Annotated in this window: 14 protein-coding genes; 7 read left to right on the forward strand and 7 right to left on the reverse strand. The window is 41.4% G+C overall.

All coding sequences use genetic code 11. The features are described 5' to 3' along the window. Positions 1 to 3 precede the first annotated feature (3 nt). Entirely contained in the window at positions 4 to 741 is a 738-nt protein-coding gene (recO, locus tag VK664_RS11485) for a DNA repair protein RecO (RefSeq protein WP_461398801.1), read from the forward strand. A 60-nt stretch (positions 742 to 801) separates the two neighbouring features. Here recO and VK664_RS11490 read toward each other — a convergent pair whose 3' ends face one another. Then, a complete protein-coding gene (locus VK664_RS11490; protein ID WP_461398802.1) occupies positions 802 to 1989 on the reverse strand; it encodes an amidohydrolase family protein in 1188 nt (395 codons plus the stop codon). 70 nt (positions 1990 to 2059) lie between these two features. Here VK664_RS11490 and prfA point away from each other — a divergent pair, with 70 nt between their 5' ends. Continuing rightward, positions 2060 to 3121, forward strand: coding sequence for a peptide chain release factor 1 (prfA, locus tag VK664_RS11495; protein ID WP_461398803.1), 1062 nt, complete (start codon positions 2060 to 2062; stop codon positions 3119 to 3121). Between the two features lie 54 nt (positions 3122 to 3175). Then, on the forward strand, positions 3176 to 3685 hold the full coding sequence (locus VK664_RS11500; RefSeq protein WP_461398804.1) for a hypothetical protein: 510 nt from the start codon (positions 3176 to 3178) through the stop codon (positions 3683 to 3685). A gap of 400 nt (positions 3686 to 4085) precedes the next feature. Here VK664_RS11500 and VK664_RS11505 read toward each other — a convergent pair whose 3' ends face one another. The 6 genes from VK664_RS11505 to VK664_RS11530 all read right to left on the reverse strand — a co-directional run bounded on the left by VK664_RS11505 (position 4086) and on the right by VK664_RS11530 (position 7621). Further along, positions 4086 to 4481 (reverse strand): VanZ family protein, encoded by a 396-nt coding sequence (locus VK664_RS11505; RefSeq protein WP_461398805.1) that lies wholly within the window; start codon positions 4479 to 4481, stop codon positions 4086 to 4088. A gap of 80 nt (positions 4482 to 4561) precedes the next feature. Then, positions 4562 to 5479 carry an anti-sigma factor gene (locus tag VK664_RS11510; protein WP_461398806.1) on the reverse strand — a complete coding sequence of 306 codons (918 nt, stop codon included), beginning with the start codon at positions 5477 to 5479 and terminating at the stop codon, positions 4562 to 4564. Beyond that, positions 5476 to 6021 carry an RNA polymerase sigma factor gene (locus tag VK664_RS11515; RefSeq protein WP_461398807.1) on the reverse strand — a complete coding sequence of 182 codons (546 nt, stop codon included), beginning with the start codon at positions 6019 to 6021 and terminating at the stop codon, positions 5476 to 5478. The genes VK664_RS11510 and VK664_RS11515 overlap by 4 nt, the downstream gene beginning before the upstream one ends. 60 nt (positions 6022 to 6081) lie before the next feature. Beyond that, a complete protein-coding gene (gene gcvH, locus VK664_RS11520; RefSeq protein WP_461398808.1) occupies positions 6082 to 6462 on the reverse strand; it encodes a glycine cleavage system protein GcvH in 381 nt (126 codons plus the stop codon). A 52-nt stretch (positions 6463 to 6514) separates the two neighbouring features. Continuing rightward, positions 6515 to 7270 carry a peptidylprolyl isomerase gene (locus tag VK664_RS11525; RefSeq protein ID WP_461398809.1) on the reverse strand — a complete coding sequence of 252 codons (756 nt, stop codon included), beginning with the start codon at positions 7268 to 7270 and terminating at the stop codon, positions 6515 to 6517. Between the two features lie 6 nt (positions 7271 to 7276). Continuing rightward, positions 7277 to 7621, reverse strand: coding sequence for a hypothetical protein (locus VK664_RS11530; RefSeq protein ID WP_461398810.1), 345 nt, complete (start codon positions 7619 to 7621; stop codon positions 7277 to 7279). Positions 7622 to 7700: 79 nt separating this feature from the next. On the opposite strand from VK664_RS11530, the gene serS reads away from it, so the two are divergent. The 4 genes from serS to VK664_RS11550 form a co-directional block, all read left to right on the forward strand. Continuing rightward, positions 7701 to 8969 (forward strand): serine--tRNA ligase, encoded by a 1269-nt coding sequence (gene serS / locus VK664_RS11535; RefSeq protein WP_461398811.1) that lies wholly within the window; start codon positions 7701 to 7703, stop codon positions 8967 to 8969. 192 nt (positions 8970 to 9161) lie between these two features. After that, the gene (locus VK664_RS11540) at positions 9162 to 9782 is read left to right on the forward strand and encodes a hypothetical protein (RefSeq protein WP_461398812.1); all 621 of its coding nucleotides are present in this window, start codon (positions 9162 to 9164) and stop codon (positions 9780 to 9782) included. Positions 9783 to 9918: 136 nt separating this feature from the next. Further along, positions 9919 to 11451 carry a DUF1800 domain-containing protein gene (locus VK664_RS11545; protein ID WP_461398813.1) on the forward strand — a complete coding sequence of 511 codons (1533 nt, stop codon included), beginning with the start codon at positions 9919 to 9921 and terminating at the stop codon, positions 11449 to 11451. Positions 11452 to 11664: 213 nt separating this feature from the next. After that, on the forward strand, positions 11665 to 12731 hold a 1067-nt coding region (locus tag VK664_RS11550), incomplete at its 3' end, for a DUF1501 domain-containing protein (protein ID WP_461398814.1).

A 12731-nucleotide genomic window follows, 5' to 3' on the forward strand; every position in this document is an offset into this window, starting at 1 on the left:
AACATGCTTCACAAAACAAAAGCAATAGTATTAAGGACGGTTAAGTATGGCGAAACAAGTTTGATTGCCACCATGTATACTGAATTATTCGGCATACAGTCATTTATGATCAACGGTGTGAGAAGCGCTGCGCGTTCCGCATCAGGCAAGGCAAACCTGCTTCAACCTGCGGCAATCCTTGAATTGGTAATGTATCACAACGACAAAAAGAATCTTCAACGGATCAAAGAATTTCACTGGTCATTTCTATACAAGGATCTGTTCTATAATGTGATCAAAAATTCTATCGCATTATTCATGGTTGAGCTTCTTCAAAAAACATTAAAGGAACCTGAAGTGAATCCTGAATTATTTTATTTTATTGAAGATGCATTTCTTCACCTCGATGAAAGCAGTGATACAGTGATGGCTAATTATCCTTTGTTTTTTGCATTACATCTTACAAGCTTTTACGGTTTTCGTTTCAGCGACACCTGGTCCCCTTCCCGCACTATTCTTGATTTGCAGGAGGGTGAGTTTGTAAGTGAAATTCCACATCATCCTTATTTCGTTGACGGGAATGCAAGTTTTATTACTTCTCAGTTGCTTAAAGTGCAAGTGCCTGCTGAACTCAGTGAGATCAAACTCAATAAAGAAGGCCGGCGGGCACTCCTGCAGGCTTACCAGGCGTTTTATGCTTTGCATGTTTCAGATTTCGGTACAATGAAAACATTGCCCGTATTGCAGGAGGTGATCGGTTAACAAAGAAATCAATAAAACTTTACGGCAACCGTAGCCAACTATAACATAGTCTCGTGTTAGTTAAAGTATCCGTTTAGAGTTTGCATTTTTCGAAAGCCCTGACGCTGATAGTCCTTCAATATGTACTATGCCAGGCTGTTTGCCCGTTTCGAAACTACCAACCTCATCATCGATATTAAGTGCCTTTGCTCCATTGATTGTTCCCCAGCGCAGAAGATCCTGCAAAGCAATCGAAGGATAATTCCCGTTAATGGTTTTAATCTCTTCTAATATATCAAGTTTAGTATTGGAAGCGAGACTATCAGTGCCAAGTATGATCTTGTCGGTATTTTCAGATATGCTTTTAATATCGGGCAATTTATTGTTTATATAAAGATTTGCATTAGGACAAAAACATATCCAGGTTTCAACACCCTTATCCTGGAACTCATTGATGAATTTAAGATCCGCCAAATCCGTTTCAGTATTATGCACCAGTATTACTGTCTGATTTTTCAAAAACCAGGGGAGATAATGTTGAACACTTGTCTTTCCCGAAGCTTTATGAAAGCTGCTATCTATACCAATTGCTTTGTAAAGCCGGTGAAAATCGCCGGTTCCTTCCAGGAAAAATTCGTTTTCAGCAGGATGTTCCTGGTTATGGATACTCAGCAATTGATTTCTCGGGAAATTGACAATCAATTCAAATAAAGTTTTAGAAACCGAATACGGTGAATGTGGCACAATTGAATTGCTGGCGACGGGTAATGGATAAATTTCGGCAAATTGGTTGAAAACATCTACTGCTTGTCCAAACCGTTGATGCGCGGCAGCATCAACGAAACCCATGGTTTCAACAAAATTGTGGTAATAGAGAAGGCGGTCTTTTTTAACATCGATTGTGACCGGGGTGTTACATATATCTCCAACCGCCACGATACCGCTTCTAACCATCTGAGCTTCGGCAGAATGAATTGCTGCTTTTATCTCTTGTTCACCGGCCCGTTTTGTTTGCATCACGGCCAGCAGAAAATCGATCATTCCTGAATGCCTTGGTACCAGACCCTTCATCCATGACAGTTCAAGATGACAATGTGTATTGATAAAACCGGGACAAATGGTTCCTTTGAATGTTTCCGCATCAGTGATTTCACCCCCGGCAACTATTTCGAGCACCCGCCCTTCTTCGTCAGTGACCAGCACCTCTCCCCCGGTTAAAAATTGATGACCGGTAAATAAAGCTTCGCCCTTGAATTTTCTGTAAATCATCCTCCTATTTCATTTAATTTTGCATCCGCAAACAGCCAACGATATGTTCACCTAAAAGTAATTGAAAACTATGTTAGATAGATTGGAAGCGATAAAAGCAAGGTTCGACAATATTGGTATTGCACTTTCAAATCCCGAAGTTGTAAATGACAACAAAAGATTCAGTGCGATGAGCAAGGAATATCGAAGTCTTGAAAAAATTGTAAAGGCACATGACGATTATAAAAAAATACTCGATGATGTTGCTTTTTTTAAAGAGGCCATATCCGGTGACGATGAGGAGATGCGCGAACTGGCAAAAGCAGAAGCACCTGTACTTGAGCAGAAAAAAGAAGAACTGGAAAAATATATTCGTCAGCTGCTGATACCAAAGGACCCACAGGATGAAAAAAATGCTATCCTTGAGATCCGTGCGGGTACCGGTGGTGATGAAGCGAGTTTGTTTGCAGGCGATTTGCTTAGGATGTATCTGAAATATTGTGAAAGGAAAGGTTGGCGCACTGCTTTGCTCAGTGAAAACGAAGGTACTGCCGGTGGCTATAAAGAAGTTAATATTGAAGTAACCGGGGAAGATGTGTACGGCACGCTAAAGTTCGAGAGCGGAGTTCATCGCGTACAACGGGTGCCAGACACTGAAGCTTCAGGCCGGGTGCATACATCTGCAGCTACCGTAGCAGTTATGCCGGAGGCCGAAGAAGTAGATGTGGAATTAAGAGACAGTGACGTAAAAATGGAAACATCGCGGAGCGGCGGTGCCGGCGGCCAGAACGTAAACAAGGTAGAAACCAAGGTGATGCTGACGCATATCAAAACAGGACTGGTAATCATCTGCCAGACTGAAAGAACACAGCTTGGTAACCGTGAGAAGGCTATGCAAATGATGCGTACAAAGCTTTATGAAGAACAGGTGAGAAAACAGGAAGATGAGATAGCACGCCATCGTAAAAGCCTTGTCAGTAGCGGTGACCGGAGTGCCAAGATCCGTACATATAACTATCCGCAGGGTAGGGTTACGGATCACCGGATAGGCCTTACTGTTTATAACCTGGAGGATGTATTGAGTGGAAACGTGCAGGAGTTTATTGATGCCTTACAATTCGCAGAAAATTCAGCAAAACTGACAAAAGATTAAACGGTAAAGGGCACGTACTTTGACTTTAATTACCTTACAGTTAAATTATATATTATGTTAGACAACCTGATGAATCTCGTAAAACAATACGCAGGTGAAGAAGTAAATAACAACCCTGCTATCCCTGCCGACAAAAAAGGCGAAGTTGTAGAAGAAACCGGCAGATCAATTACCGGTAGTCTTCAGAACCTGGCCAGTGGCGAAGGACTGAACGATCTTCTTGGAATGTTTAAGAATGGAGGAAACCAGGCTCCGGGCTCTGTGACTCAATCACTTTCAGGTGATATGATTTCAAATCTCACAAAAAAATTCGGGCTTGATAGCCAGACAGCCAGCGGGCTGGCAGGTGGGATCATTCCAAAGGTGTTGAATAGTCTTGTCAACAAGACCAACGACTCCGGCGATAGCAGTTTTGACCTGCAATCAATTTTCAATTCGCTTACGGGCGGTAAAACAGGTGGAATGGATCTTTCGGGTATGATGGGCAAACTGAAAGGTGGACTTGATAAGGACAAAGATGGCGACGTTGACATGCAGGATCTGATGAATATGTTCAAGAATTAACCAGCCCTGTTAATACGGATAAAAGGATCAGGAGAATGATAAAAGGCATAAAAAAAATCCTGCTAGGAATTGCCGGATTTTTTTCTTAAATTCAGTAAGTGCAATGTTAAGGATTTGAGAAATAAACCGTAATTCTCAGGATATTATCTAAGGAAATCGTTGCTTTGCTATATCAATTAAAACAAAATCATCTGTCTGATATTAAAAAGTAGTTCTTCGATATGGTCTTTGTGCTGGCATCAGATTTGCCTACTAAGATCAGAACACAAAATTTAATAAAAGCAGTCAATTTTCTCATAAGCAGTTAGTTTTGGTTACGGCCCCTGTTTCCACAGGGGCCTTTCTGTGTAAATACACGCCCGGGATCAGGAATTGGTTGGCGATCAGGATTTAGCGAACATTACTTTTTGCGGACAATAATGAGATAACCGAAAGCTGCTATGGCGCCTGCGATGTCGGCTGAAATATCACCTTTATCGAAGTCACGGCGGGGAATAAAGTAAAGCTGAACATATTCCATTATTATCCCAAGTAAAATAACGCCAAGGGTAATACTACAAACGGCTTTAAACCAGGCTTTGTCTTCAGGATTGCGAAGATGCGACCAGGTTCCCCAAAACAACACAATGCCACCAAACAAAACGATATGGATTAATTTATCGAAGTTTTCTATAGTCCCAAAAATACCCGCTCCGGGCAAATCTGATCCGGGTATACATAGTAAAGCGATCGTTATAAGTGTCCAGAGAATAGGAATTAAAGTACCAGCAGAAAATTTACGGATCAGCCTGAGCATATTGAGGAAAATTAATAAAAAACGGGGACTTTCTTACTCAGAGATATAATACTTAAAGAAAATATAATCAGCGAATAAAGTCAAGTGGTCCCTAATACGTACATGGCCCCCTGTGGAGTTTCGCTTCCGCCGTATTTCTCAAGCGTTACGGCAAACGCCTCTGCGTTGGGTATATTAGCCATCTTTAGCATGGCATCTGCCTGATCCATATCGAATACACCTGCACTCACCGGCTTGCCTCCAACAATTGCCCAAAGCTGGTATTGTTTATCTGAAGCTGGCTTCGGAAGTGCGTTTACAAGGAGATATACTTCAGAACTACTTTTGTTCCAATAAATAGTAGCAAGGCTCGAAGGTTCCGGGCTGCCATTTTTGGGCACCAGGTTACCCGCCATCTTAATCACTGAAGTATTAGGATCTTTAAGGAAGCCCATTGTTTTCTGATAGTTATCGAGACTAGTCTGAAGCGCACGATTATTATTTGCAAGTTGTGTCTGACTCGACAGGAGGCTTGAATAACGCTCACTATAATCCTGGTATTGACGGAACAGATAAAAATTTAACACAGTACTTGCTACCAATAGTAAAACAGAAGCGGCTGCAAGATATTTTACCCATCCTGTTCCGGATACCACTTTAGCACCCCTTTCAGGTGAAGCATTGACACCCTGGCCAACATCATTAAATTCTTCACCGGAAACATTAAAACCTTTTTTAGGATCATTCAACCCATTCTTAGTTTCATTTAATTCCTGTTCAGGAGTGGCAGCCAGGGCAATTGATAGTTCAGCAAACAATTTGCTTTTTACATGATGAGGAGGCAAAGCGGCATCAGCCTGAGCCTGCCTTTCGAGGGAAAGTTCAAAAGCATCCCGGGCAGCCCGTACTTCGTCATGCGCTGCACACATGCGTTCAAACTCAGCCCTTTCAGCCTCATCGGCCAGGCCCAAAACATAGCTTTCGACTATGCCACTTGATATGTAATCGTTTACATTCACTTCAAATGTTCTCTTAATTGAATCAAGGCGCTTCTTATCCTTGTTTTTACTGTTCCTAACGGAATCGATTCTATCTCCGCAATTTCTTCGTGTGTGTATCCTTTGAAATAAGCTAATTCAATTAACACACGTTGTTCAACTTTTAATTTCTCCAATACTTTACGTACACCAATATTGTCGACATTCAACTGCGAGGTCTTACCCCCGATGTCAAATTCGGATTGTTCTGATATTGATTGATTTTTCTGGCTATTCTGGTAACTTTTTGATCGAAGAACATCTATAGCGGCATTCCGTGTAATATTCAACATCCAGGTAAACAGGCGGCCTTTAATGGAGTCGTAGCTTTCAATCTTCCGCCAGATATTTACAAATACTTCCTGTAACACATCGTTTGACAAATCAACATCATTCAATATTTGCATAACAATATTATATAACGCGCCTGAGTAGTTGTCATATAAATATTCAAATGCTTTATTATCCCTTTGCTTCAACAAAGACACCAGCTGATGTTCAGTATATGTTATTGTCGTACCCAATGAAGGCTCAATATATCAATCTGTTCTTAGAAAATCTACGAGATGTGGTAATTAATGGATTTAAGCGCCGACGAGATTCTTATAGGCAGCGGCATCCATCAGTGCATCAACATCAGCGGGATCATTAATAGTAACTTTTACCATCCAGCCTTCTCCATAAGGATCAGAGTTGACCAATTCAGGAGCATTGGCTAATACCGGGTTGATTCCATCGATTGTTCCGGCAATAGGAAGAAACAGGTCCGAAACAGTTTTTACTGCTTCAACAGTACCAAATACAGCTTCAGACGGAAGTGATTTGCCTACCGTTTCTATTTCGATATACACGATGTCTCCAAGTTCTGACTGGGCAAAATCAGTGATACCAATCGTTGCAGTTTTACCTTCCAGGCGAACCCATTCGTGATCTTTTGTATAGCGCAAATTTTCCGGAAAATTCATGTTTTGATATTTTATGGGCAAATATAACGGTTAACACGAGATTTGGAATTTGCTATTTCCTTGACACAAGTCGCATCTTTTGAATGCGTATATCCTGCAAGGGCCGGTCGCCGCCTTCTTTACCGCTTGTTTTGCTCCCCGCTATGAGGTCAATTACGCCGATGCCGCTTATTACTTCACCAAAAACGGTGTAATTCTGATCAAGATGAGGCGAACCACCAAGGGTTTTATACACCTCCCGGTGAGCAACCGGCAGTTTCCTGCCTTTCAGCCTGTATGTTTCTGTAGAGTCAAGGCTGAAATCTGTAAAAACCCTTCCCTGTACAAGGTAAAACTGGCTATAACTCGAAGCTCTTGTAGGATTCGAGGCATCGCCTTCTCTTGCTGCGGCCAGCACACCCTTTTTATGATACAATTCCGGCCTTATCTCGGCCGGGATCCTGGTACTGCTTCTGAACGCGCTGTCTTTTGTTTTCTTCGTCCGTGGATCTCCTGCCTGTATCATGAAGCCTTGTATAACTCTATGAAAAGTGATTCCGTTATAAAATCCTGACTTTACCAGCCTGATAAAGTTATCACGATGAAGTGGAGTTGAATCTGACAAACGAAGTATCATGGTGCCACGGTCAGTAATCATCTCGATATCTTTGCCGAGATCCCTTTTGCTGACAGGCTTTGATAAACGTGGGCTGCAACCAACCAGCAGGAAGCATATCAGCGTAGCAAAAAAGAAAGAGTTGAAAAAATCATATTGCACAGTAAAAGTAAAGCGCGAAAAAAGTTTTCGTCGGGAATGATTAAACTTCATGAAAATCTAAAATTCGTGTGTCTCAAAATACAGTAAAATATGATCCTTGAGATATAATTCCTGCTGAAATGCATCCATCACCGGTAATTCTTTCAACTGCCTGAAATGCGGCCAGCCATCATCATCATAGCCATCAATCTCATAGTAACCGCTTTGAGATAAAAGTGAACAGACTGCAATGTGCATCAGATCCTGCTTCTGTTCTTTTGTAAAACGAGGTCTTATATCACCAAATTCCTGTATCCCGATCAGAAATAACACTGTTTCTATATCTGGCTTTTTACCAAAACGCTCCACAAGTTTTGCTTCTAGTGTCCACCATCTTGTTTGAAGATCATACTGTGCATCCATACTGCAAAGATAGCCCCACAGATCGTTAATTGGTTGTCGTTGTGCAACTCATCAATTACCTTTGCCAAAATTTAGCAACATGTTACAGGTGGCATTCATCCGGCAGTATACAGATCTTGTCAAAGAAAGACTTGCTGTCCGGAATTTTGCAGATATCAGTCTTATAGATGAAATAATAGCGCTTGATGATCAGCGTAAAAAATTGCAGTCAGATACAGATACCAATCTCGCAAAAATAAATACTTCTTCAAAGGAGATTGGACAGCTGCTGGCCAAAGGTCAGAAAGAAGCGGCAGAGTCAAAAAAGACTGAAGTAGCAGAAATAAGAAATGCCCTGTTACCAATGCAGGCTCAGTTGAGCACTGTTGAAAAGCAACTACATGAAACTCTTGTAAAAATTCCTAATATTCCATCAGCACAGGTGCCTCCCGGAAAAACACCGGCCGACAATGTTGTTGTGAGTGAATGGGGAAAAAAACCACAGCTTGATGCTGGTGCTGTTCCTCACTGGGAACTTATTAAAAAGTATGATATTATAGATTTCGAGACAGGCGCGAAGATCACAGGTAGCGGGTTCCCGCTTTTTAAAGGAAAGGGGGCAAAATTGCAGCGTGCGTTAATCCAGTATTTCCTCGACTATAATACCAGTGCAGGTTATGTTGAATACCAGCCGCCATTGATGGTGAATGAAGCCACCGCTTACGGCACAGGCCAGTTGCCGGACAAAGAAGGACAGATGTATCATATAACTGAAGACGGTTTCTACCTGATACCCACAGCCGAAGTTCCACTCACAAATATTTATCGTGATGAGATTCTGAAAGAGTCGGCTTTACCAGTAATGATGACGGGCTATACTCCATGTTTCCGTAGGGAAGCCGGAAGCTTCGGTAAAGACGTGCGCGGGTTGAACCGTGTGCACCAGTTTGATAAAGTAGAGGTGGTACAAATTGTTCAACCGGAGGTTAGTTATGATGTGCTTGAAAAAATGGTTCAACATGTTGCAACACTTCTTCAGCAGCTTGAACTTCCTTACCGTATTCTTAAATTATGCGGAGGTGACATGGGCTTTACATCTGCACTCACCTATGATTTTGAAGTTTATAGTGCAGCCCAGGATAGGTGGCTTGAAGTAAGTTCTGTTTCAAACTTTGAAACCTATCAGACCAACCGGATGAAAATACGTTACAAGGATGCTAACGGCAAAACGCAGCTGCTGCATACCTTAAATGGAAGTTCACTTGCATTACCCCGTATCATTGCATGTTTGCTTGAGAATAATCAAGAGGCTGACGGGATCAGGCTTCCACCGGTACTGCATTCTTATTTCGGAGCTGAACGTTTGTAGACAACTCTACGATCAGGAACATTAAATCGTTTTTAATAAAACTGTTGACAGACAGCACTATTTTTTAAACGCTGCAATAGTTTTAGGTTTGTGTTTAGCTTAACATAAAGTATTGCAAAAGATAAGAAAAGGACAAATCTTCAAATGGGTTTGTCCTTTTTTATTTCCACTTTAGACATCTAAAACTTTACTATGCAATTAAAACATCTACTCATTACCGTTATCACGTTCACATCACTGTCTGCTTCTGCCCAAATAAGTAAGGGAAGTGTTTTCCTGGGAGGAAACTTATATTTTTCAACCCAGAAAAATGAAAACTACAATTACAAAAATACAAACCTGGGCATTAGTCCTTCAATCGGGAAAGCAATCAAACAAAACCTTGTTGCAGGATTCGACATTACCTATCAAAACCAACAAACCAGGAACAATGATTCTACTAAAACATCGCAGCAGTTAATCGGCGGTGGTGTTTTTATAAGAAAATATGCACCGATTGGTAAAGGCTTTTATCTGTTTGGTCATGCCCGGGCCGGTGGATCCTATAACACAACAAAGCAGGAATCCAATTCGAGTGATGAGAGCATGGGCTACACCGTTAATCTTAATGCTTATCCCGGCATTTCATTCGAGGTAAACAGAAAGCTCCACCTGGAGGCTTCCCTGCCTGGTCTTTTATATATTTCGCATGGAATGGACAAATATACCCGTACAGATGGCAGCGAGTACAAACAATCTGCGTTTTCAGTCGGAACATCAATATCAAATGCAACAGAACTAAGTGTGGGACTGAGGGTTTTGATCGCTCAATAATTACTAAAAAAATTATTATTGATAAAATATACGTCAAATTATTATAGTCGGGATATACCGGAGCAGGGTATATCCTTTCTTTTTCAACCTCGTTAAACTTTTGTTCTTCTTTGCCGTCCAAAGACAAAAGAATGTTATGTCAATTTCCAATCTCCGTAAAAATCAGCATTTAATGTGGAGGGCTGGTTTTGGGCCTGGACTTGAGGATCTGAAATCACTTTCAACAGAATCACCACAATCTATATGGAGAAAAATGCTCCGGGACTCTGGCGGAACCCCTGCTTATATTGATGTTGCAGACAATGAAGTTAGCTCCGCTTATAGGGGAGCTTCTTTAACGCCGAAACAATCTGCAGATGCTATGATGAATGCTGGCATCGTGGCCGGCCAGAAAAGTTCCCCAAATGTAGTTCCAGGTAAAAAAGGGCAAGGTCCATCTGAAACTGATCGCCGGCGCCTTGCTCAAAGATCGCGTGAAAATATAAAAACGCTGAATCTAACCTGGCTCGATCAGATGGTAACAAGCAAACAACAACTGAGGGAAAAAATTTCCTTATTCTGGCATGGCCATTTCGCAACAAACAGCGGCAATATTCTCCACCAACAAAAGCTGCTGGACATAATAAGGGTCAATGCCCTTGGTAGCTTTGGCAACCTGTTGAAAGAAGTTAGCAAGTCTGCTTCAATGATAAACTATCTCAACAATAATCAAAACAGGAAGAACCGCCCGAACGAAAATTTCGCCCGCGAAGTAATGGAACTTTTTACTATGGGTCATGGCAGTTACTCGGAAAAGGATATTAAGGAAGCCGCCCGTGCTTTTACCGGCTGGGGAGCCACTCCTTCGGGTGAGTTTGTTTTCAGGCCGCAACAACATGATGAAAATGAAAAAACTTTTCTTGGGCGTAAAGGTAATTTCAAGGGAGACGATATACTGAACATCCTGCTGGAGCAAAAAGAAACGGCATATTTTATCACCGGAAAAATCTACCGGTATTTTGTAAACGACAAAGCAAACGAAGAAAATATAAAGGTGCTGGCTGATCGTTTCTATTCTTCAGGATATGATATTTCGAAGTTGTTGAGTAATATATTTCAAAGCGACTGGTTTTTTGAATCCGAAAATATCGGCAATCACATTAAATCACCTGTTGAATTAATTGTAGGGATCAGAAGAACATTTGATCCCGTGATAGAAAACAAACCCAGCCAATTGTTGTTGCAAAGGCTTCTCGGGCAGACATTGTTTTACCCCCCAAATGTTGCCGGCTGGCCCGGTGGTTATAACTGGATAGACAGTTCATCATTAATGTTAAGGTTGCAGATTCCAAAACTTATGTTTGAATCAGGTAATGTTAACCTGTCTCCAAAAGACAATGATGACCAGATGATGGGTATGACCGATCCGCTGATTGAAAAAATCAGGCAAAACAGGAAAGCCGCTGCCCAGGTTATACAAGCAACCATAAACTGGAAACGCTACCTGGAAATATTTGAGAAAATAAAACGTGACCAGCTTACAAAACATATTGCTGACCTTATGCTGATCCCACCGATGGATAATCAACAGATATTAATTGGTTCGCTTGCTGATGCGGAAAGCCGTGAAAGCTTTATTAAATCAACTGCTATTCAGCTGATGTGCATGCCTGAATACCAGTTGTGTTAATTATATAATTATATAAAACTGACCCGGGGTAGCATACATGCCTTGCCATATGTATAACCGGTATGTCCGCACGTTATGTTTAAACGATTATCTGGCGTAATCATTTTGATAAATTATGTGATAGCATTATTTGATTGAATCATTTCATTGAATCATTTGACTTAATCATTCGACTTAATCATTCGACTTAATCATTTGAATAAAAAGAATTGTATGTTAATTAAAAGAAGAACATTTATACAAACCGGATCGTTGGCTGCTGCGTCGATGATGGTTCCACAATTTTTGAAGGCATTTGAAAAGAAAGCCATGGTGCCGCCTGGTAATAAAGTGATGGTCGTGCTTCAGCTAAGTGGTGGAAACGATGGTCTCAATACGGTAATTCCTGTATCAAACGACATGTATTATAAGTTAAGACCATCGTTAAGTATAAAAAAAGATCTTGTTCTTAATTTGACTCCAGATGCCGGCCTTCATCCTGCATTAAAGTCATTTAAGTCTTTCTACGATGAGGGAGAATTGGCAATAATGAATGGTGTCGGCTACCCGAATCCCGATCGTTCGCATTTCCGGAGTATGGACATCTGGCAAAGTGCAAGCGATAGTGAAAAGTACATAAATAATGGATGGATAGGAAGATACCTTGATGCGCAATGTGCAGGTTGTGACGTTCCAACCCAGGCGCTTGAAGTAGATGATACACTAAGCCTGGCTTTGAAAGGAAAATCGGCAAAAGCACTGGCAGTAAAGGATCCCGCACGTCTGCTCAATCCGGCCAATGAAGCTTTTTTCCGCGGGATCAGCAATGCACATCAACCTGGCAGCAGCGACCAACCAGTCGATTATCTTTATAAAACCATGGCTGATACCTTATCCAGTGCCGGTTATATTTTTAAACAAAGTCGCCTGCATCCAAGCAGTGCTGCATATCCCAAAACCGAAATAGGTAAGAGCCTCAAAACAATAGCATCTTTGATATTTTCAGATATCAACACCAAAGTTTATTATCTCTCCCTGGGAAGTTTCGACACTCATGTTGCCCAGGATAATAAACAAACGAAGTTATTCGCGGAAATGAATGACTCTATAGAGGCTTTTGTAAAGGACCTCAAAGCTAACAACCGGTTCCAGGATGTAATGATTGTGTCCTTTTCAGAATTCGGCCGGAGGGTAACTCAAAATGCAAGCAACGGAACTGATCATGGCACAGCGAATAATATGTTTTTTATCAGTGGCGGCCTTAAGAAACCTGGATTGATAAATGCCATGCCGGACCTCTC

Source organism: Flavitalea sp., assembly GCF_035489435.1.
Lineage (GTDB): Bacteria > Bacteroidota > Bacteroidia > Chitinophagales > Chitinophagaceae > DATHKG01.